The 20,478-nt window shown below is 66.7% G+C and carries 15 protein-coding genes, 2 tRNA genes and 1 pseudogene; 6 read left to right on the forward strand and 12 right to left on the reverse strand.

The annotated features are described in order from the left end of the window. Window positions 1-48: 48 nt before the first annotated feature. The 5 genes from SR870_RS08750 to SR870_RS08770 form a co-directional block, all read right to left on the reverse strand. Window positions 49-963: a transglutaminase-like cysteine peptidase gene (locus SR870_RS08750; RefSeq protein ID WP_322517589.1), complete on the reverse strand. Its 915-nt coding sequence runs from the start codon at window positions 961-963 to the stop codon at window positions 49-51. A gap of 303 nt (window positions 964-1,266) precedes the next feature. Then, window positions 1,267-2,601, reverse strand: a complete 1,335-nt coding sequence (locus SR870_RS08755) for an HlyD family type I secretion periplasmic adaptor subunit (protein ID WP_322517590.1) — start codon at window positions 2,599-2,601, stop codon at window positions 1,267-1,269. Between the two features lie 9 nt (window positions 2,602-2,610). Continuing rightward, window positions 2,611-4,812, reverse strand: coding sequence for a type I secretion system permease/ATPase (locus SR870_RS08760; RefSeq protein ID WP_416221140.1), 2,202 nt, complete (start codon window positions 4,810-4,812; stop codon window positions 2,611-2,613). 181 nt (window positions 4,813-4,993) lie between these two features. Further along, the gene (locus SR870_RS08765) at window positions 4,994-6,565 is read right to left on the reverse strand and encodes a TolC family outer membrane protein (RefSeq protein WP_322517591.1); all 1,572 of its coding nucleotides are present in this window, start codon (window positions 6,563-6,565) and stop codon (window positions 4,994-4,996) included. Window positions 6,566-6,974: 409 nt separating this feature from the next. Continuing rightward, window positions 6,975-7,060, reverse strand: a tRNA-Tyr gene (locus tag SR870_RS08770). 199 nt (window positions 7,061-7,259) lie between these two features. On the opposite strand from SR870_RS08770, the gene rlmB reads away from it, so the two are divergent. Continuing rightward, a complete protein-coding gene (gene rlmB, locus SR870_RS08775; protein WP_322517592.1) occupies window positions 7,260-8,081 on the forward strand; it encodes a 23S rRNA (guanosine(2251)-2'-O)-methyltransferase RlmB in 822 nt (273 codons plus the stop codon). 64 nt (window positions 8,082-8,145) lie between these two features. Here rlmB and SR870_RS08780 read toward each other — a convergent pair whose 3' ends face one another. From SR870_RS08780 to SR870_RS08805, 6 genes are all read right to left on the reverse strand, one after another. Beyond that, a complete protein-coding gene (locus SR870_RS08780) occupies window positions 8,146-8,688 on the reverse strand; it encodes a hypothetical protein (RefSeq protein WP_322517593.1) in 543 nt (180 codons plus the stop codon). A 61-nt stretch (window positions 8,689-8,749) separates the two neighbouring features. Next, the gene (locus SR870_RS08785) at window positions 8,750-9,244 is read right to left on the reverse strand and encodes a hypothetical protein (protein WP_416221141.1); all 495 of its coding nucleotides are present in this window, start codon (window positions 9,242-9,244) and stop codon (window positions 8,750-8,752) included. Window positions 9,245-9,396: 152 nt separating this feature from the next. Next, window positions 9,397-9,471, reverse strand: a tRNA-Thr gene (locus tag SR870_RS08790). A 303-nt stretch (window positions 9,472-9,774) separates the two neighbouring features. After that, complete coding sequence (locus SR870_RS08795; protein ID WP_322517594.1) at window positions 9,775-9,888, reverse strand: sodium:solute symporter; 114 nt, start codon at window positions 9,886-9,888, stop codon at window positions 9,775-9,777. A gap of 375 nt (window positions 9,889-10,263) precedes the next feature. Then, a complete protein-coding gene (locus SR870_RS08800; protein WP_322517595.1) occupies window positions 10,264-10,977 on the reverse strand; it encodes an outer membrane protein in 714 nt (237 codons plus the stop codon). Between the two features lie 220 nt (window positions 10,978-11,197). After that, a complete protein-coding gene (locus tag SR870_RS08805; RefSeq protein WP_322517596.1) occupies window positions 11,198-11,590 on the reverse strand; it encodes a hypothetical protein in 393 nt (130 codons plus the stop codon). A gap of 300 nt (window positions 11,591-11,890) precedes the next feature. On the opposite strand from SR870_RS08805, the gene SR870_RS08810 reads away from it, so the two are divergent. From SR870_RS08810 to SR870_RS24160, 3 genes and pseudogenes are all read left to right on the forward strand, one after another. Continuing rightward, window positions 11,891-12,400 (forward strand): tetratricopeptide repeat protein, encoded by a 510-nt coding sequence (locus tag SR870_RS08810; RefSeq protein ID WP_322517597.1) that lies wholly within the window; start codon window positions 11,891-11,893, stop codon window positions 12,398-12,400. A gap of 123 nt (window positions 12,401-12,523) precedes the next feature. After that, a complete protein-coding gene (locus SR870_RS08815) occupies window positions 12,524-13,303 on the forward strand; it encodes an NAD kinase (RefSeq protein ID WP_322517598.1) in 780 nt (259 codons plus the stop codon). A gap of 604 nt (window positions 13,304-13,907) precedes the next feature. After that, a pseudogene (locus SR870_RS24160) lies at window positions 13,908-17,482 on the forward strand (class I SAM-dependent DNA methyltransferase). Window positions 17,483-17,809: 327 nt separating this feature from the next. Here the strand turns inward: SR870_RS24160 and SR870_RS08830 are convergent. After that, on the reverse strand, window positions 17,810-17,989 hold the full coding sequence (locus tag SR870_RS08830) for a hypothetical protein (RefSeq protein WP_322517601.1): 180 nt from the start codon (window positions 17,987-17,989) through the stop codon (window positions 17,810-17,812). 471 nt (window positions 17,990-18,460) lie between these two features. Here SR870_RS08830 and SR870_RS08835 point away from each other — a divergent pair, with 471 nt between their 5' ends. Next, the gene (locus tag SR870_RS08835; RefSeq protein WP_322517602.1) at window positions 18,461-19,006 is read left to right on the forward strand and encodes a response regulator; all 546 of its coding nucleotides are present in this window, start codon (window positions 18,461-18,463) and stop codon (window positions 19,004-19,006) included. Window positions 19,007-19,010: 4 nt separating this feature from the next. Beyond that, a complete protein-coding gene (locus SR870_RS08840; RefSeq protein WP_322517603.1) occupies window positions 19,011-19,589 on the forward strand; it encodes an Hpt domain-containing protein in 579 nt (192 codons plus the stop codon). Window positions 19,590-20,478: the final 889 nt, after the last annotated feature.

The raw sequence follows: 20,478 nt of genomic DNA on the forward strand, positions 1-20,478 counted from the left end.
CCGATACAAGCGGAGGAACAGCTTCGCGCAGCCTTCTCGCGCGAGCTGTCAGAGTTGCAGCGGCAGCGCGGAGCTTGCAGCCGCAGTCCCGGCGTCAGCGGCCGGCGCCATGTCGCTCTCGCTCTCATGGTGCGGGCGAGCGGCATAGGGCGCGGCAAACAGGCTGACGCCGCGGTGATCGATCGCAAACAACGGCATGAACGACTGCAGATCGCGGCCGTCCAGCAGCGACGCGCGGCGATTGTCGAGTACCAGCCAGCGGCCGTCGAGCCGCACCGCCAGCACCGCATGGTCCTGGCGCACCGCGAGATCGCGAACCAGCACCAGTTTCAGATCCGCCTCGTCGGCGCCGGCCGCACGCAACAGCGCGTATTTGGCGATCGCGTAGTCCTCGCAGTCGCCGATCCCGCTGCGCAGCGTCTGCAGCGGCGACGTCCACCGATCGGCGACGCCGTGCTGCTGATAGTCGGTGACGTAGCGCACGGCGTCGTTGACGGCGCGGTTGACCAGTTCGGCGCGCGTTCGCGCATCGCCGGCCTCTCGCGCGCTCCGCATCAACGCGACGAAGCGACGCTCCGACGGCGAGCAGCGCGCGTCGTCGCGATTGCACCGGCCGACCGAGCCCGCGTCCACATCCATCGCGGCCTCGACGCCGCGCCACTTCGTCCACAACACGCCCTCAGGGGCACGGAAGGTCATCAGGCCGAACGGCTCGTCGGTCGGTGTCGGGATCGCCGGCAAGGCCGGCGCATCGCTGGCGACGGCCGAAGGCGATGCCGGCCCCGTCGACGCCATTTCGACCGGCCCGGACGCTGACCGTCGCAGCCCGTCGTGCTTGGCGAGCACCGCGTTGATGGTGAAAAATCGAACCTGCGGCGCCGTCACCGGCAGCGAACTCTCGATCGCGCTCTCGGACGGCGACTTCTTGGTCCGCGCGTCGGCCGGCGCCGTACCGCACAGCATGGTCCCAGCCGAAAGGGCAAGCGCAAGCCCCAGCGCGCGCGGGAGTGCCCGCGGCCGATCGATCCGCAACATGACTGACGCCCCGTTTTGTCCGGGACATCGGCCGACGTCGTCGCGTCGATCCCTGTCCCGGATCTTGTGGGATCAGGGATAGAGCGGACGCCGCTTCAACGCGGTTAAACCGCGGCAGGATCACATAAGTAGCTGGAATCGCAACTAATCGGGCCCCAACGAATCGCGTCGAAATTTATCGATTCAGGATTTGTTGACCGTATCGCTGCCGCCACGACGGCGTGTACCACGTCAGCGTTCGCGGAGCGCCTCGTCGCGCAGGGTGCGGGCGGGTTTGATCAGATAATCCAGCACCGATTTCTTGCCGGTGAGAATTTCGACCGTGGCCACCATGCCCGGAATGATCGGCAGCGGCTGTTCGTTGGTACCGAGATGGTTCTTCTCGGTCCGCACCATCACCCGGTAGAAGGTCTCGCCGCGCTCGTTCTTGTCGCCCTTGTCGTCGGTGATGGTATCGGCGCTGATCCGCTCGACGCGTCCGTGCAGCGATCCGTAGACCGATGAATCGTAGGCGCTCAGCTTGACCACCGCCTCGTGGTCGGGGCGGATGAAGGCGATGTCCTGCGGCCGGATGCGGCCTTCGACCAGCAGCGTGTCGTCGAGCGGCACGATTTCCATCAGGCTTGCGCCGGGCGCGACCACCGCCCCGATCGTGGTGATATTGAGCTTGTTGACGACGCCGTGGACCGGCGAGCGCAATTCGGTGCGACGGACACGATCCTTCGCCGATTTGATGTTCTCGTCGAGCACGGCGAGATCGCCGCGGGATTTGGCGAGATCGTCCTCGGCCTGCGCACGAAACGCCGTCGTGATGTTGAGCCGGCGCGACCGCGCCTCCTGCACCGCCGCCTCGGTCTTGACGATGCTCGCCTGCACCACCGCGAGCTGGCCGCGCATGTCGGTGGCCTGTCGATCGGCCCGCAGCATCTCGATTTCCGGGACGACCTTTTGTTCATAGAGCCTGCGCGTCAAGGCGATCTCGCGGTTGAGTAGCGCGAGCGTTTCGGAAAAGCGCTTCTCGCTGGCGCGCAGTTCGTCGATCTCCTTCGTCTTCTGGATCTCCTGCTGCTGGACGACGTCGACGTCCTGCACGAGCTTGCGGACGTGAGCCTCGAACACCAGACGCTCGGCCTCCACCGCGCGCGGCGCGACCTGCACCAGTTCGCTGGGAAAGGCGACTCCGGTACGGCCTTCGGTCTCGGCCTCGAGCCTCAGAACCCGCGCCGCCATCGCGCCGCGGCGTTCGCGAATCTCGCCGAATTGTGCGGCGAAGTTGGTGTCTTCGATCCGCGCCAGCGGCTGATCCTTGTCGACGATCGCGCCTTCCTGGACCAGCAATTCGGCGATGATGCCACCTTCGAGCGACTGCACCACCTGGGTCTGCCGCGACGGCACGACCTTGCCGTTGCCGCGCTTGACCTCGTCGAGCACGGCGAAATGCGCCCAGGTCAGAAAGGTAACGAACAGCGCCAGCGACGCGAACAGCAACATCCGCGCGGTCTTCGGCGTGCGCAACTCGGCCGCGGCGCGGACGTCGTTGGAGAAGGCGAAATCAGTTTGTGCCATGACCAGCCCTCACCCGCGCGCGGCGGCTGCCGGGGCCGCCGTCGGTTGCGGCCGCAGCTTGGTCAGAACCTGTTCGGTCGGGCCGTCGGCGACGATCCTGCCCTGCTCGAAAACCAGGATGCGATCGACCAGCGACAGCAGCGAAGGCCGGTGCGTCGAGACGATGATGGTCATCTCGCCGTTCGCGAGTGTCTTCAACCGTTCGAGGAATTCGCCTTCGCTGCGCACGTCGAAATGCGCTGTCGGCTCGTCGAGGAACAACACACGCGGCTTGCGGATCAGCACGCGGGCCAGACCGATCGCCTGCTTCTGGCCGCCGGACAGGCTGCGGCCGCCCTCGGCGATCATCATGTCGTAGCCCTCCGGATGACCGGCGATGAAGGTCTCGACGCCGGCCAGCCGCGAGGCTTCGAGCACTTCCGCGTCGGTCGCGCCGGAGCGGCCCAGCGTGATGTTGTCGCGCAGCTTGCCGTAGAACAGATCGGTGTCCTGCAGCACGAACCCGATGCCGGCGCGCAGATCGGCCGGGTCGTACTGACGGATGTCGATGCCGTCGATCAGGATGGTGCCTTCGCCCGGCGGATAGAACGCGGTGGCGAGCCGGCCGACCGTGGTCTTGCCCGAGCCGACACGCCCGATGATGCCGATCTTCTCGCCAGGCCGGATCTGGAACGAGACGTTGTCGAGCGCCTTGGCCTGGCTGTTGGGGTACGAGAAGCTGACGTTCTTGAACTGGATCGCGCCCTGCTTGATCTCGCGGGCGACGTAGATCTTCTCCGGCGGCCGTTCACGCTCCAGCGACATCAGCCGGTCGATCGAGCGCAGCGCCGAACTCGTCTGCGTGGCACGCGTCATCACCCCGGCGATGCCCGCGATCGGTCCCAGCACGCGGCCTGCCAGCATGTTGGCTGCAACCAGCGCGCCGACCGACAGCTTGCCGTCGAGGATCAGGAACACGCCGACCACCACCAGCAGCAGGCTGCAGAGCTGGCTGGCGACGCTCGCCGCGGTCATCGCCAGCGAGGCCCAGAACTGCACGTCCTCGCTGGAGCGCGCCGTCGCCGCGACCGAACGTTCCCACACCGTCTGCACCCGGCTCTCGCCGGCCACGGCGCGGACGGTCTCGATGCCGTTCAGCGACTCGACCAGAATGCCATGGCGGGCCGCCGACTCCGCCTGCATCCGCCGCATTGCCTTGTCGAGCGGACGCTGGATCAGCAGGCCGACGATGATCATCACCGGCAGCATCGCCAGCGGAATCCAGCCGAGCGGTCCGGCGATCATGAACAGCACCGCGATGAACAGGATCGCGAACAGCATGTCGGTGGCCGACACCACGGTGCCGGAGGTGAAGAACTCCCGCACCGAGTCGAAGTCGCGCATCTGGTTGGCGAGGATGCCGACCGAGGGCGGGCGCTTGTCCATCTTCAGCGCCATCACGTGCTCGAAGATCCGGGCCGCCAGAACGACGTCGATCTTCTTGCCGGTCATGTCGATGATCCGGCTGCGCACCACCTTGAGCAGGAAATCGAACGCGATCGCGAGCCCAAGGCCGATGCCGAGCGCGACCAGCGACGGGATCGCACCATTCGGGATCACGCGGTCGTACACGCTCATCGTGAACAGCGGCGCCGCCAGCGCCAGGATGTTGACGATGAAGGCGGCGATCGCGACGTGCGCATAGTTGGCCCCGAACCGGCCGACCACCGACCAGAACCAGTGCGACTTCGGCAGATCGCCGCTCGCCACCGCCCGCGGATCGGCGACCGTCGCCGGCCTCACGAAGTAAGCGAAGCCGGAATATTGCGCGGCGACGGCCTCGAGACGCTCCGCGGCCTGGGCATCGCCGTGCGACGGATCGACCACGACCAGCCGCCCGGCGCCATCGATGCTCAGCAGGATCCGGGTCGAACCGTCGTGCAGCATCAGCACGCAGGGCAGCACCAGCGCCGGAATGTCCTGCAGCGGACGCTCTATGAGCTGGGCTTCGAGCCCGGCGCGCTGCGCTGCGCGCTCGTAGAGACCGACAGTGAGAATGCCACGTTCGAGCGGCAGGCCGGACAACAGCGCACTGCGGCTGAGCGCGCGTCCGTGATGCGAGGCGAGAAACAGCAGACTGTCGCTCAACGGATCCGGGTGCGACGCCAGCGCGCTCGGGGGCGTCGTGGACGAAGCTCCAGTGAGATCGAAGTCTGAGGACTGAATATTCACCGACGCCTCGGGTTTCAGAGAGCCCGCCCCACAAGGCTCTCGCCAGCACGATTGCTGTTGATTTGTATTAGCCGAAAATCTGCATTTACCAGCCGTAACCTACGTCGTCTGCGTAACGAACTGATGTTAGGGTAAACTGCGGCGTTCCGCCGGGCGGCAGGCTAAGCGCGCCTGCCGGTCGTTACTTCGCGGCTGACGCGTTGCGACCATAAGTCCCGGCGGCAACGAACAGCGCGCTGCTCTCGGCAACCTCGTGCGAAGCCCAGCGATCGTCGAAATTGATCACGGTCGGCAGCTTCGGCGGCCCGTTGAAATAGAACCCGAACAGTTGCACAGGCGGCACCGTGCTGAGCGGCTCCGGACCGGGCGACGGAGCCGCCAGCCGGATCGGCGCGAGCTTGTAGCCGATGAAGCCGCTCGGATGCACGTCGACCAGCTCGGTCTCGGGCGGATGGCCGGTTTTCAGATAGTTCAGCATCTGCCCCATCGTGGCGAGAAGCTGATAATCGGCGAACACCGCGACGCCGCGCGCCGAGATCAAGGACACGTTGGCGTTGAAATACTGGTTCTGCGAGTTGAGCAGGTCGATCAGCGTGCGCTGGCCGAGCTCGTATTCCTTGTTGTAGGCGATGAAGGTGCGGCGCGCGGCCTCGACATCGCGCACCAGCGCGGCGACTCGATCATTTGTGATGGTCCGCGCCGCCCAGGCCTTGTCGATCGACTCGAGCGCATCACGCTGCAGGCGAGCCTGGCGCTGCTGCTGCTCGATCATCCGCTGCGCGGCTTCTTCCCGCCGCCAGCTGCTCTGACCGCCGTTGAAGATGTCCCAGGATGCCACCAGCTTGCCGCTGACCTGATCGTACTGATTGTTGTAGAGGATCGACTCCTTGCCGCGCGACGCCCGCCCTTCCAGCGACAACGTCGGCAGGAACGCGCCGGTGGTGGCGTCGAAGCCGCGCTTCGCCGCCACAACGTCGGCTCCGGCAGCGCGGAGCGTCGGATTGAACTTGTAGGCGACGTCGAGCGATGCGGCCTTGTTCTTCGGCATCTCCGGGAGGCGGCCGGGGAAGCGCAGATTGTACGGCTCTAGGCCGACGACCTTGCGGAATTTAGCGCGTGCGGTCTCGAGGCTGAGACGGAACTCCGCGGCCACGGCCTGTGCTGCGGCGACGCGTTCTTCGGCCTGCTGGGTGTCGCCCTCGCCGGCCCGTCCGCCTTCGAAACGCGCCAACACGTTCTTGCGCAGCTCGAGATGGACCCTGAGGTTCTGTTCGGCGAGCCCCACCAGCCGGGTATAGCGCACCACGTCGATATAAGCTTCGGCGGCGTCGAGTCCGATCAGCTCGGTGCGCTCCAGCACCCGAAATGCCGCGGCATCGACGCGGGCCGCCTGCCGCCACACTTCGTTGATCGAGGCAAATCCGTCGAACAGCAATTGCCGCACGACGACGCCGGCCTGGCGCCCGCGCAGATAAACGTCGTTATTGAGCGGCTCCGGCGAGACGTATTGCTTCAGCATCTCCGGGCCGGCGCTGGCTTCGAGCCGGACCTGCGGTAGCAGCGTCCCCTGGCTCTGCCTCATCTCGGCTTCCGTCGCGCGCCGGTTGGCTGCCGCCTCGCCCACTCCAGGATTGGTCTTCACGGCCTGGTTGATGGCGTCCAAGATCGTGAACGGCTCCGCCGCAAAGGCGGCGGTACTGGAAACCAGACCGACAACGGCTGCAGCGAGAGCTATTTGAGCGATTTTGAACATGGAACCAGTGCTAACAATGTTGAAAACCGCACGCAAGTGGTGTGGCGATGAGGTGGCGAAATGAGGTCGAGGTGTGGCAGAATCGAGACTCGCCCCTTAACCATTTGAAATTCATAAGAGAATGCTGAACTCGGAAACTACCAGGGGATTTTGCATTCACCTCGAACGGGAAATTTTCGCGCAGGGGGCCTGGTCGGTTCCATTGGCGCAGCTTGTCCGCTCCCCGGCAGGGAAGCGAAAGATGCGGGAGCGGCTTCCCTAAGGATCAGACGCGGGGGCACTATCCGAAGGAGTATTCGCCGACGTGGCGACGGCGCGGTCGGCAAGGTCATTCTGACCGGCAAGGTGCCGCGCCGGATCGTCGGCGTGATGCAGCAGCAGAGCGGCTCTGTGATTTCAATAAGATGATTGGTGGGGGAGGCAGGACTCGAACCTGCGAAGCCATAAGGCGGCTGATTTACAGTCAGCTCCCTTTGCCACTCGGGACACTCCCCCGCCCGTGCCGCCGGCCGAACGCCTTTGGCAGGCAAAACCGGAACCGGACAGCCGCAGCGAGCCCGCGGGCGGGCCTGCAACGCGGCGCGGTTATGGGCGATGCGGCCCCCTCAAGTCAACCAATCACATGACAATTTCTTGGGCCAATAGGCGGCATGACCAAATTGCCTTGCGCGCGGCCGCGTGGGACAAGCGCGCGATGAGTCCGAAAGAGCGAAATCCGCGGTTTCAGCGCCGCGACAATCTGGATCGCGGCCGACCGCAGGGATCGGGCGGGCGCCACGGCGCGCGCGAGCGTGATCCCGACGGTCCGGCGATCCTGTATGGCTGGCACACCGTCACCGCCGCGCTGGCCAATCCCGCGCGCCGCATCCGCAAGCTGTGGCTGACCGAGAACGCCGCGCGAAAGCTCGCCGACGAGAACATCGACACAAGGGTGACGCCCGAGATGGTGCGCCCCGGCGACATCGACCGGCGGCTCGGGCCGGACGCGGTGCATCAGGGCATGCTGGCGGAAGCCGATCCGCTCGACTCGCCGCGGATCGACACCCTGCCCGAGGACGGCATCGTGTTGGTGCTCGACCAGATCACCGATCCGCACAATGTCGGCGCGATCATGCGCTCGGCCGCGGCGTTCGCCGTCAAGGCGATCGTCACCACCGCGCGGCACAGCCCGGAGGCGACCGGCGTGCTGGCGAAATCGGCCTCGGGCGCGCTGGAGCTGGTGCCGCTGGTGCTGGTGACCAACCTCGCCCGCGCGCTGACTGAGCTCGAGGACCGCGGCTTCCTCACCGTCGGGCTCGACAGCGAAGGCAGCGCCGACCTCGCCGCAGTCGAGCTGCGGCAACCGCTGGCGCTGGTGCTCGGCGCCGAGGGCAAGGGCCTGCGCCAGCTCACGCGCGAAACGTGTAGCGTCGTGGCGCGGCTCGACATGCCGGGCGCGATCAAGAGCCTCAACGTCTCCAACGCCGCCGCGCTGGCGCTGTATATCGGCGCCAGCCGGCTCGGGCTGATGCGCTGACGTGAAACGCGGACGCCCGCCCGCATCGCTGCGGACGGGCGCCCTGCCCTCGCCCGAAAGGCGATCAGTAATAGCGGCGCGGCGGCGCGTGATGGCGGTGATGGCTGCGCGGTCCGTGTGCATGGCGCGGCGCGCCGTAATGCCCGCGCATCATTGCGCGATGGTGCATGCCGTGGCGATGATGATGCCGGGCGTGGCGGCGGCCGTAGCTGTAGACCACCGGGCCCATCGCCGGCGCGCCGGCATATTGATGCGTCATCGCGTCGGCATAGACGCCGCCGGTGTAGGCCGAACCGGTGCGCCACACCGAGATGGCGCGGTTGTCGTAATACGGCGCCGGCGCGAAATTGCCCGGGCCGGTATAGGTCGGGCCCTGATTGACGTAGTAATAGCGCGTCGGGTCCGGCAGTCGCTCGAACGCCGCGGAGCCGTAGCCATAACCGTAGCCGTAGTCATACGGCACATAGGCCGCGGAACCGCAGCCGCTGACCGCGCCGCAGGGCGCGCAGGCGCCCGCGAACACGCCGCCGCCGCAAGCCAGCGCCGGCGCGGCGCTCACCGTCACGACGGCGATCGCCGCGACCAATCCCGACATCATCTGACGCATGTTACTCTCTCCTACAGGGCTCTTTTCTTGGTTGGTCTCGACGCGGCGCAGCTCGAAGGTCCTAGCCTCGCGGTCTGCGGTAGTTGGGCTCGACGGGCAGCCGCCCTCCGCCCTCGTCCAGCGGCGGCGCGATGATCACTTGCGGCGGATCCATCGGCAGCGGCGCTGCGGCGGGCTGCGGCGGACGCGATTCCACTTCCCAGGACTGGCGGAAACTCTCGGCCGGCTTCGGCAGCGGCCGGTTCGCCGGCGGCTCGATCTCGAGCCGGCCATAGCCGGGCAATCGATTCGAGCCGGGATAATAGTGCCCGACCTCGGGCAGGCGCACCGGGCGGCTGCCGTAGAAGGTCGGCTGCCGGTGCGTGCCGCGCTCCAGCCCCCAATCGCCCTCCACCACCGAATAGGACACGTCGCGGCCGTTGATGATGATCGGCACGCCGGGGCGGCCCGGAACGACGATGGCAAAGCCGCCGCTGTCGGCGAGCGCCGGCGCCGCGGTCAGGGACAGAAGCAGCATCGCCTGCGCGGCGCGCAGCGTGGGGCGTTTCATGGACATGACCCGATGCTAGTCGAAAAGCTTGGCGGATGGGTTAAGGCGCGGCGGCGGACTTCCGACAACCCTAACGCACGTGCCGGAATCCGCGTTCCATCGGCGGTCGTGCCGAGCGAATCGTTAACGGCGGCGCGCCCCGCGATGTCGAGGGAGACTGGTGCCGGCGGAGAGGATCGAACTCCCGACCTTCGGTTTACAAAACCGCTGCACTACCGCTGTGCTACGCCGGCATCGCCACGGGGGCGCGAGACAGCTAGCAGTGCGGGCGGGTCGGGACAAGTGTGCCGCCCGATTTTGCGGCCCCGGCGAGGCGGTGCCCGCGCGTCCGCCGTCGTCGCGGATCATCGGGAACGGATTGCTTCCCAGCGCTTTGAACGTGCATGAGCGACAAATTCGACGACCCGAGCCGCAAGGGCAACGAGCCCGCTCCGCTGCTGATGATCGCCGTCGCGGTGATCCCGCTGCTCGGCGTCGCGGCCTGGATGCTGTTCGGCTGACGCTGGGGCGCGTCCCCGAGGCCGCCTCGGCGAGCGCTAGCGCCGCGATGCGAGCGCTGCGGCGATGCGGCCCTGCACCACGACGCCGAGCCAGATCACCAGCGTGGACAGCGCGGCGGCGGCAATCACCAGAACATCGATCTGAGGCATGGGAATAGTCCTCTGTGGGCGTGCGGGCGATATCCGCACGCCCGGCCCCGGCCGGCCTTGATGCCGGTCAATCGTCGCGGCCATCGCCGGCCGACGTCAAAGCCAGCGGGCGAGCACGGCGAGGTTGACCGCGCAGGCCAGCAGCAGCGCCAGGATCAGGCCGATCGGCATCCCGTCGATGCGGGTTTTGGAGATCGTCGTCATGGCCGGAACATCGGGCGATTCTAGTTGCGGAGTCCCGGGCGATATTTTTCGCGGGATTTAACACTCGTTAACCTTCGATTCCCGCCGCCGGAGCCGTTCCCCTGACGGCAGAAGGCCGGCGCGAGGCCGGCCTTTCGTCCTAGGATTTCGGTCGGAATAGAGCGTCGTGCCCTAGTACTTCGCGACCGCGGGGCCGCCCCAGCCGAAGCGATAATTGATGCCGGCCTTGACGGTGTGGTCGTCGTTGCGGAACGTGGTGCCGACCATGTCGGCCGGACCGCTGGTGAAGGCGGTGTTGTCGAATTTGTAGTACTGATACTCGACCTTGGCGGACCAGCTCGGCGCGAACATGTATTCGAGGCCGGCGCCGACCGTGTAGCCATCGTTGCGGCTGCCCGACGTCGAATACGCCGCCGGAATGCCGCCTGCGGTGGCGACGCCGAGGCTGGAATCGCGGAAGGCGTAGCCGCCCTTGGCGTAGAGCAGCGCCGGGCCCCACGTATAGCCGAGCCGGCCGGTGACGGAGCCCAGACCGCGGGTGTTCTCGGTCGCGGTGCTACCCGCCGGAAACACCACGCCGGTGTTGTTCGACGCCATCCAGCTGTATTGCGCCTCGAGGCCGACCACCCAGTTCGGCGCGAACTGATAGTCGAAGCCGCCCTGCACGCCGCCCATGAAGCGGCCGGAATCGCTCTGGATGTTGTCGCTGCCGGCGAACGCGCCGCCGACATTGCCGCCGATGTAGAAGCCGGTCCAGTTGTAGACCGCCGCCGGCGCGGTGGCGGGCGGCGCCTTGGTGTAGGCCGGCCGCGGACCGAGATCGGCGGCGAAAGCCGGCGCACCGAGCACGCCGACCGCGACTGCGCTGAGCAGAAACTTCTTCATCGTCGTCCCTCGTCGTCTCGCGTTCGATATCGTCCCGCGTTCGGTGTCGTCCGATGTACTCAAAACAACGTGGCGCCAGTTTGGTTGCCCGGCGGCGAAGCCGCAGCAGGATCGAGCGCGACTGTGACCGCGCGCCAACCGCCGGGAACCCGCGTTGCGATCCTCGAAATAGCTTCGACGGTCGACAGATTAGTCGCGGCGGATCGCGATTTGGTCGGGCCTATCGCGACAATTTTTCCAGTTCCGGAAACGGCGCGGTGACGACGCCGGCGCAGAGCTCCTGGGGGTTGGCGGCGACGCGATCGAGCCGGCCGTCGACGTGGACGATCGCCAGTTCCTGCGGCTTGCCGGAGGGCGGGGTGAAGCGCACGCAGGACACGAAGCGCACTTGCCCGCCGAGCGGGCGCTGCACCGGCTCGGCCATCGCGGCGTCGCGCAGGCCGACCGGGTTGTTCAGATAGCTGCGCAGGAACGCCGGGATCTCGCTGCGATAATTCGCCGGAAACCGCTGCAGCGCGGCGCCGCCGTCGCCCGGCCCGTCGCTGGTGACGCAGCCGCCGAGCGAAGCTGCGGCGAGCAGCGCGAGCGCGATGCGGGGGATCGAAGCGGACACGGCGGGCTCGTGAATCAGGACGCGGGATGCGCAAGCCATAGCCGGTTCGCCGCGGAAATCAACGATCGCGCCGCGGCATGTGATCGCCGCGCGGCGCGGTTCGGCGCCAAGCCTGTTGCCAAACGTCGCGGCGCTTCCGATCATGCGGCGCAGTGAAACCGCCGCAGCCGCGCCTGCGTATGAACCATCGGCCGGCACGGCGCGGCAAAGGTTTCGACGTCGCGGCCGGGAATGTCCGGCGCTGTGCGGTGTTTCGATCAGGGCGTCGCCCTGGATGGGTCGACAATGGAGGGATTGCTGATGACCAAAGCTTCGCGACTGCTCGCCTTCGCCCTGCTCTCGACCGCGCTGATCGCGCCGCCGGCATTCGCCGCGCCGGATTCCGACCCGGCGCCGCCGCCGCGCTCGGACGGCAAGTCCGGCAAGAAGAAGCAGTCCGAGCAGCGCTTCCGCGACGGCTACCGCGCCGCTTACGCGACGATCTACGAGCGCGGCGACTACGCGGCCGGCATCGCTCAGCTCAGGGCGCTCGGCCGCGACGACAACGCCTCGGTGGCGACGCTGCTCGGCTATTCGCATCGCAAGCTCGGCGACTATAAGCTGGCGCAGGCGTATTACGAACGCGCGCTGAAGACCGACCCGAACCACGTCCGCACCTGGCAGTATTACGGCCTGTGGCAGGTCGAGCAGGGCAATCGCGAGCGCGCGCAATATCACCTCGACCGCATCGCCGCGTTGTGCGGCAACACCGCTTGCGCGGAATACACCTCGCTCGCCGCGGCGATCGGCGGCGCCGGCGGATCGTACTGATCCCGCCGCCGGCGCAATCCGCGGACGGCTCGACAAAGCCGGGAAAGGTCGTATAGACCAGCGCGACGAAACCCGCTTCGCTCGCGGGTTTCGAGCCGCCCACGCCTGCGCAGAGCCCGCCTCATGAGCACTTCCCCGCGACGCGACCGCATCGCCTTCGTCGCGAGCCAGAGCGCGGAAGCGCAAGCGGCGCAGGCACAACTGGTGTCGATCTACGGCAATCACGACGCCGCCGAGGCCGATGTCGTGGTCGCGCTCGGCGGCGACGGCCTGATGCTGCAGACGCTGCACCAGCAGATGCGCAGCGGCACGCCGATCTACGGCATGCATCGCGGCACGGTCGGCTTCCTGATGAACGAATACTCGACGCACGATCTGCCGCGCCGGCTCCAGGCTGCGCGCGAGACCGTGATCCATCCGCTGCTGATGCGCGCCACCGACATCTACGGCGAAGTGCACATCCATCACGCCATCAACGAGGTCTCGTTGTTCCGGCAGAGCCATCAGGCGGCGCGCTTGCGCATCATCATCGACGAGCGCGAGCGGATGAGCGAGCTCGTCGCCGACGGCATTCTGGTCGCGACGCCGGCCGGCTCGACCGCCTATAATCTCTCGGCGCAGGGTCCGATCCTGCCGATCAACGCACAGTTACTTGCGCTGACGCCGATCTCGGCGTTCCGGCCGCGGCGCTGGCGCGGGGCGCTGCTGCCGGACAACGCCTTCGTGGTGATCGAGGTGCTGGAAGTCGACAAGCGCCCGGTCGCGGCGGTGGCCGATCACGACGAGGCGCGCGACGTGCGACGGGTCGAGGTGATCTCCGACAAGACCATCGCGCTACGGATGCTGTTCGACCCCGGCCACAGCCTCGAGGAACGCATCCTGAGCGAACAGTTCGGCACCTGAAGGACTTTTTACTAGACCGATCAAGGACTTAAGCGCAGTGCGCTGGGTCTTGCGGCAAACCTGTGGCAGCGCCGGCCGCCCCCTGCCCCGGCCATTGAAATCACAGCCGAATTCCGATCGGCGTCTTGCGGCAAACCGGTGACAAACCTGTGGCGCGCGCACGCGGCGCGAACTCCGGCTTGCGGCCGGCTCGCGGCTGACCCGCCGGGCGCGGCGGACGGTAGTATGATCGGGGAACGGCGCAACGTGGCCTGCCCGCCACAGGGGACAGGACAGTATTCCTGACGCACGGTGGCGCAAGCGCCACAGTCGGCGGGGCGGCGCAAATGCGACTGCTTCGCATCAGAGCGCGATGGAGATCGCGAGCTCTCGTCGCCCTCCCCTGGAGGGGGAGGGTCGGTGGGCAGCGCGCGCAGCGCGGTGCACGCCGGGGTGGGGTGAGCCGCGGGCACGGCGGATGAACTCTTCGCCACCCCACCCCGCTCGCTGACGCGAGCGCCCCTCCCGCTCCAGGGGAAGGTGAAGCGCGAGACGGCGGGGGATGCGACCACGACGCCGCCGTCATGCCGTGGACGCAGGGCATTTGCCCCGCTAGGTTGCGGCGATGGGGGACTCACCTAGCGTACCGGTCGTCGAGGAGTTCATCGCGCGTTGGCAGGGCCGTGAAGGCGGGCAGGAACGCGCGAACTACGTCTCGTTTCTCACCGAACTGATAGCAGTGCTGGGATTGCCGAAGCCGGACCCGGCGGACGCGACCCACGCGCACAACGACTACGTGTTCGAACGCGCGGTGAAGAAGACCGCCGAGGACTCGTCGTCCTATGGCCGGATCGATCTCTACCGGAAGAACAGCTTCGTGCTCGAGGCCAAGCAGAGCCGCTGGCAGGGGCAGACCAAGGAAATCAAGAACCAGAGCGATCTGTTAGGCGCCGACAAGGCCGACGCCACGCGCGGCCGTCGCGGCGCCGATCGCGCCTGGGACGTGCTGATGCTCAACGCCAAGCGGCAGGCCGAGGAATATGCCCGCGCGCTGCCCGCCTCGCACGGCTGGCCGCCCTTCATCCTGGTGTGCGACGTCGGCCATTGCATCGAGGTCTATGCCGACTTCACCGGACAGGGCAAGAACTACACGCAGTTTCCCGATCGCCAGAGCTTCCGAATCTATCTCGAAGATCTGCGCGACGACGGCGTGCGCGAGCGGCTGCGCAAGATCTGGCTGGAGCCGCACGCGCTCGACCCGGCGCAGCAATCGGCCAAGGTCACGCGCGACATCGCCAAGCGGCTGGCACAGGTGTCGCTCGCGCTGGAGAAGCAGAACTACGCGGCCGACGACGTCGCGATGTTCCTGATGCGCTGCCTGTTCACGATGTTCGCCGAGGACGTCGGCCTGCTGCCGGAGAAATCGTTCAAGGATTTGCTCGAGGACTGCGAGCGCAATCCCGAAGCCTTCGTCCACGACGTCGGCCAGCTCTGGGAGGCGATGGACACCGGGCAATGGGCGCACGCTCTCAAGGCCAAGGTGAAGAAGTTCAACGGCGAGTTCTTCAAGAGCCGCGCCGCATTGCCGCTCGGCCGCGAGGAGATCGGCGAACTGCGCCGTGCCGCCGAATACAACTGGAACGAGGTCGATCCCTCGATCTTCGGCACGCTCTTGGAGCAGGCGCTCGACGCGAGCGAGCGCAAGAAGTTAGGGGCGCACTACACGCCGCGCGCTTATGTCGAACGGCTGGTGATCGCCACCATCATCGAGCCGCTGCGCGAGGACTGGCGCAACGTCCAGGCCACCGCCGAGACGCTGCGCGGCGCCGGCGATCTCAAAGCCGCGGCGAGCGCGGTGCAGCACTTTCACGATACGCTGTGCGAGACGCGGGTGCTCGACCCGGCCTGCGGCACCGGGAATTTTCTCTACGTCTCGCTCGAACTGATGAAGCGGCTCGAAGGCGAAGTGCTGGAAGCCCTGCTCGACCTCGGCGGCCAGGAAGCGCTGCGCGGGCTCGGCTCGCACTCGGTCGATCCGCATCAGTTCCTCGGCCTCGAGATCAATCCGCGCGCCGCAGCCATCGCCGAGCTGGTGCTGTGGATCGGCTATCTGCAATGGCACTTCCGCACCAAGGGCGCCCCGCCCGACGAGCCGATCCTGCGCGCCTTCAAGAATATCAAGGTCAAGAACGCGGTGCTCGACTGGGACGGCGCGCCGCTGCCGAAAATCGTCGACGGCCAAGAGACCTACCCGAACCCGCGTCGGCCGGACTGGCCGGCGGCGGAGTTCATCGTGGGCAATCCGCCGTTCATCGGGGCGAGTAGCATCCGCGCACGACTAGGAAGTGAATTCGCGGAAGCACTTTGGCGAGTCCATTCACACATCAACGAATCTGCAGACTTCGTAATGTATTGGTGGGATCGCGCAGCAGAACTACTGACGTTGAAGGGAAGTATCCTACGTCGATTTGGATTGGTCACAACCAACAGCATTACTCAAGAATTCTCACGTCGAGTGGTCACCCGGCACCTCAAATCCAAGAAACCCATTTCACTGGTAATGGCGATTCCCGACCACCCTTGGACTAAGGCGCAAGGAGCGGCCGCAGTTCGGATTGCGATGACCGTCGGCCGACTCGGAGTTCAGGACGGCTTACTCAGCAAGACTGTAACCGAGGAGAATCTAGATTCGGATGAACCCTCAATAACGTTCTCAGACCAAGTTGGGCAGATCAATTCTAATTTGACTATTGGCGTGGACCTGACCTCCAGTACGAACTTGCGGTCCAATTCTGGCGTCTGTCATGACGGCGTAAAGCTCCACGGCAGCGGCTTCTAGTCACCCCCGAAGAAGCAGTGCATTTAGGCCTTGGAAAGCGATCCGGATTAGAGGCCCACATAGTCAAGTATCGCAATGGCCGGGACCTCACATCGCGCGCCCGTGGTGTGATGGTGATCGATTTGTATGGGATTGATATTGACGATGTCCGCATTCTTTTCCCTGAGGTCTATCAACACCTCCTTCGTACCGTGAAACCGGAACGAGACGCCAACAACCGTGCGACCTACAGAGATAATTGGTGGATATTTGGTGAGCCGCGTCGTGAAATGCGTCCTGCCTTGATGGGATTGACGCGCTTTATCGCCACCGTCGATACGGCGAGACATAGGGTTTTTCAGTTCCTGTCGTCTGACATTATCTGTGATGACAAGAATGTCGTTGTCGCAAGTGATGACGGATTCACTTTGGGGGTTCTTTCCTCTCTGCTGCACGTAAAATGGAGTCTTTTCGTAGGTGCTAAACTCGAAGACCGACCGGTTTATCCGAAGTCGCAGTGCTTCGATCCCTTCCCCTTCCCCGACGCCAATCCGATTCAGAAGCAGACCATTCGGGTGATCGCCGAGGAACTCGACGCGCATCGCAAGCGCGTGCTGGCGGAGCATCCGCATCTGACGCTGACCGGACTGTACAACGTGCTGGAGCGGATCAGGGCGGGAGCCGCGCCACATACCCAGCCGTCATCCCCGGGCTCGTCCCGGGGATCCACGCCGTCGCGTCGCGTCGGAAAGAAAGACGTGGATGGCCGGGTCAAGCCCGGCCATGACGGAGAGAGGGATGCGCTCGGCCACAATAGAGACGATGGGGCGCCCGGCCCTGATGGGGAGAGCAATGTGCTGACGGCCGACGAGCAGCGCATCTTCGACGACGGGCTGGTGCTGATCCTCAAAGAACTGCACGACCGGCTCGATGTCGCGGTGGCCGAGGCCTATGGCTGGCCGGCGGATTTGTCCGACGACGAAATCCTGGCGCGGCTGGTGGCGCTGAACAAGGAGCGCGCCGCGGAAGAGAAGCGCGGGCTGGTGCGCTGGCTGCGGCCGGACTACCAGAAGCCGCGGTTCGCCAAGGGCATCGACAGGCAGGCGGCGACGGAAGACGGCGCGCAGATCGCGGCCTCCCTCGATCTCGGCGAGACCAGGCAGAAGCCGTCGTTCCCGGCCGGCGCGGTGGAGCAGACCGCCGCGGTGTTCGCGGCGCTCGCCGCAGCGCCCGGCCCGCTCGACGCCAAGGGACTGGCCGCACAATTCAGGCGGACCAAAACCACCGAGAAGAAAGTCGCCGAGGTGCTGGCGTCGCTGGCGCGGCTCGGCTACGTCGCCACCGCCGACGGCGCCAACTACGCGTTGCGGCGGGTGGCGTAGGCGCGTCGGCGCGCGCGTCCGCCTCGGCACGGACCACCCTCCCCGCAAGACAGGGCGATCGCGTATGAAAGTCGGCGGTTGCTGCGAGCATCACCCTCCCCTGGAGGGGGAGGGTCGCGCGCGTCAGCGCGCGGGGTGGGGTGGCGAAGAGTTCATCCGCCGTGCCTGCGGCCCACCCCACCCCGACGAGCACCGCGCTTCGCGCGCTGCCCGCCGACCCTCCCCCTCCAGGGGAGGGTTAAGAGGGCCGGTGCAATGGCCTCGACCTTCCCGATGCGATCGCCGGCCCCGCGAGCGAGGATGACGGACGCTGCCGGCCCGGCCCGCTCAGCCGCGCTTGTGCGGGGCCTGGGCGCGTTGGGGGACCATGTCGTCGACCCGGCCGAGCATGCTCACGCTGGCGCGCAGGCGGCCGAGGCGGCGCGCGTAGTGCATCATCAGGCCGATCAGGAAGGCGCTGCAGGCCAGCACGAAAATCAGAAACGCTGTGACTTCTTCGGTTATCATGTCGCCCCTGTCCGGTTCGCGCGCGGCAGCGTCGCGCTGCCCGGGCGACGATCGTAATCGGACCGCGGGGCGCTCGGAAATGACCGGAGACAAATCCGGCGCGCGACGCGGCGGCGATCGCGGGCGATGGCTAATCGTTACTTACCCGAGCGCGCCTTGCTGCATCGCGGCAGCGCGCGCACCACAGCCCATCCTTCGAGACGCCCCGCTCCGCCCTTCGGGCTACGCGGGGCTCCTCAGGATGAGGACGGGGCATGTGGCGGCGCGCCCGGGATAAGGGCCGTGCATGCGCGTGCGTGGAGCGCGGGCCGTCGACACGGTCGGCCCTCATGGTGAGGAGCCTCGCGACGCGAAGCGCCGCGGGGCGTCTCGAACCATGGGCGACGAACGTCCGCGGCAACGCTTCCTTAACGACGTCGGCCTATGCTTAACGCGAAGTATATCGTCGCCCGGCCGGGACCGAAGCTGCTCATGTTCCGTATCGATTTCAACAAGCTGCGCTTCCTGGTGTGCGACGACAATCCGCACATGCGCCGGATCCTGCGCACGCTGCTGCATTCCTTCGGCGCGCGCGAAGTGTACGAGGCCGAGGACGGCGCCACCGCGCTCGAGACCTTCAGCCACGCCGCGCCCGACATCGTCATCACCGACTGGGAAATGCCGATCTTCGACGGGCTCGAACTGGCGCAGATGATCCGCCAGCCGGACTCCAAGGCCAACCCGTTCGTGCCGATCATCATGCTGACCTCGCATTCGGAAAAGCGCCGCGTCACGCTGGCGCGCGACGCCGGCGTCACCGAATTCCTGGCCAAGCCGATCTCGTCGAAGGGGCTGTATCAGCGCGTGCTCAACGTGGTCGCGAGCCCGCGGCCGTTCATCAAGACGCGCAATTATTTCGGGCCGGACCGGCGGCGCAGCGCAGGCGGCGGCTATATCGGCCCCGAGCGGCGCGGCCACGGCGAGGCCGACGTCATCCAGCAGCCGTCGCTGCTCGACAAGGCCAAGGTCGCAGGCTGACATCATGAGCCGCAAACGCCCCGAAGACATCCAGGTCGCGAGCTATCCCGACCATCAGGTGATCACCCAGGCCAACCCGCTGCGCAAGGTGATGCGCCGGGTCGACGGCGCCCATGTCGACGATTCGATCGCCCGCGCCGAGCAGGCGCTGGCGCAGCTCGCCAGCGAATTCGGCCAATGGATGGGCGTCGAATGCGACCGGCTCGCCGCCGCCCATGCGGCGCTGACGCGCGACGGCGTCACCGCCGACACCCGCGCCGAACTGTTCCGCGCCGCGCACGACATCAAGGGCGACGCCGCGACCTTCGGCTATCCGGCCGTGGCGCTGGCGGCGTTCAGCCTGTGCCGGATCATCGAGCACGCGCCGGATCTCGCCGCGGTGCCGGACGAACTGATCACCAACCACGTCCGCGCCATCCAGGCGATGGTCCGCGAAGGCGCCGCGCCCGACAAGGCCGAGCTGCAGCGCGCGCTGAACCGCAAGCTGCGCAGCGTCGCCGACGACTACCTCGCCGCCGTCAACCGCGACCGCCCCGACCACCTCGACGCCGTGCTGTCGCCGAGCCTGGCGCCGGGGGAGTAGCCGGGCGCGCGGCGACATCCTTCGAAGCTGAACGACTGCTTCGCCCCGCGCACGGCGAACTCCCTCGCCCCGCTCTTGCGGGGAGAAGGTTGGGGTGAGGGGCTGCGGCGGCTGCGACGCGGATCGTACTTCGTATCAACACGATCGCTCGGCCGCGTGGAGGCGCCCCCTCACCCGGCACGCATCTGACGATGCGTACCGACCTCTCCCCGCACGCGGGGAGAGGTGAGAGGCGGCGCGCGGAGATGCGAAAGCACGTAGCACGTAGGGTGGGCGGAGCGCAGCGAAGCCCACGCGTCACGCGTGATACGCGTGGGCACGGCGCTGCGCGCCTTTGCCCACCCTACACTCCACCGTCATTCCGGGGCGCGCGACGCGCGAACCCGGAATCTCGAACTGTTCCGCACGGCTCGCGTCGCAACAACCTCTGGATTCCGGGTTCGCTTGCTGCGCAAGCGCCCCGGAATGACGGCGTTGAGCTACGCGGCGATCAGATCGGGGCGTCGGACGGCGTGGTCGGCGATCAGCACGTAGGGTGGGCGGAGCGCAGCCAAGCCCACGCGTCACGCGTGATACGCGTGGGCACGGCGCTGCGCGCCTTTGCCCACCCTACACTCCACCGTCATTCCGGGGCGCGCGAAGCGCGAACCCGGAATCTCGAACTGTTCTGCACGACTCGCGTCGCAACAACATCTGGATTCCGGGTTCGCTTGCTGCGCAAGCGCCCCGGAATGACGGCGTTGAGCTACGCGGCGATCAGATCGGGGCGTCGGACGGCGTGGTCGGCGATCAGCACGTAGGGTGGGCGGAGCGCAGCGAAGCCCACGCGTCGCGCGTGATACGCGTGGGCACGGCGCTGCGCGCCTTTGCCCACCCTACACTCCACCGT

The organism is Rhodopseudomonas palustris, from assembly GCF_034479375.1.
Taxonomy (GTDB): Bacteria; Pseudomonadota; Alphaproteobacteria; order Rhizobiales; family Xanthobacteraceae; genus Rhodopseudomonas; species Rhodopseudomonas palustris_M.

What these genes read in the sequence shown, in the direction of transcription:
- SR870_RS08750 (WP_322517589.1), bottom strand. Translation starts at nt 963, where the DNA reads ATGCTGTGCGGTACGGCGCCGGCCGACGCGCGGACCAAGAAGTCGCCG.
- SR870_RS08755 (WP_322517590.1), bottom strand. Translation starts at nt 2,601, where the DNA reads ATGGCACAAACTGATTTCGCCTTCTCCAACGACGTCCGCGCCGCGGCC.
- SR870_RS08765 (WP_322517591.1), bottom strand. Translation starts at nt 6,565, where the DNA reads ATGTTCAAAATCGCTCAAATAGCTCTCGCTGCAGCCGTTGTCGGTCTG.
- rlmB (WP_322517592.1), top strand. Translation starts at nt 7,260, where the DNA reads ATGAGTCCGAAAGAGCGAAATCCGCGGTTTCAGCGCCGCGACAATCTG.
- SR870_RS08780 (WP_322517593.1), bottom strand. Translation starts at nt 8,688, where the DNA reads ATGCGTCAGATGATGTCGGGATTGGTCGCGGCGATCGCCGTCGTGACG.
- SR870_RS08785 (WP_416221141.1), bottom strand. Translation starts at nt 9,244, where the DNA reads ATGTCCATGAAACGCCCCACGCTGCGCGCCGCGCAGGCGATGCTGCTT.
- SR870_RS08795 (WP_322517594.1), bottom strand. Translation starts at nt 9,888, where the DNA reads ATGCCTCAGATCGATGTTCTGGTGATTGCCGCCGCCGCGCTGTCCACG.
- SR870_RS08800 (WP_322517595.1), bottom strand. Translation starts at nt 10,977, where the DNA reads ATGAAGAAGTTTCTGCTCAGCGCAGTCGCGGTCGGCGTGCTCGGTGCG.
- SR870_RS08810 (WP_322517597.1), top strand. Translation starts at nt 11,891, where the DNA reads ATGACCAAAGCTTCGCGACTGCTCGCCTTCGCCCTGCTCTCGACCGCG.
- SR870_RS08815 (WP_322517598.1), top strand. Translation starts at nt 12,524, where the DNA reads ATGAGCACTTCCCCGCGACGCGACCGCATCGCCTTCGTCGCGAGCCAG.
- SR870_RS08830 (WP_322517601.1), bottom strand. Translation starts at nt 17,989, where the DNA reads ATGATAACCGAAGAAGTCACAGCGTTTCTGATTTTCGTGCTGGCCTGC.
- SR870_RS08835 (WP_322517602.1), top strand. Translation starts at nt 18,461, where the DNA reads ATGTTCCGTATCGATTTCAACAAGCTGCGCTTCCTGGTGTGCGACGAC.
- SR870_RS08840 (WP_322517603.1), top strand. Translation starts at nt 19,011, where the DNA reads ATGAGCCGCAAACGCCCCGAAGACATCCAGGTCGCGAGCTATCCCGAC.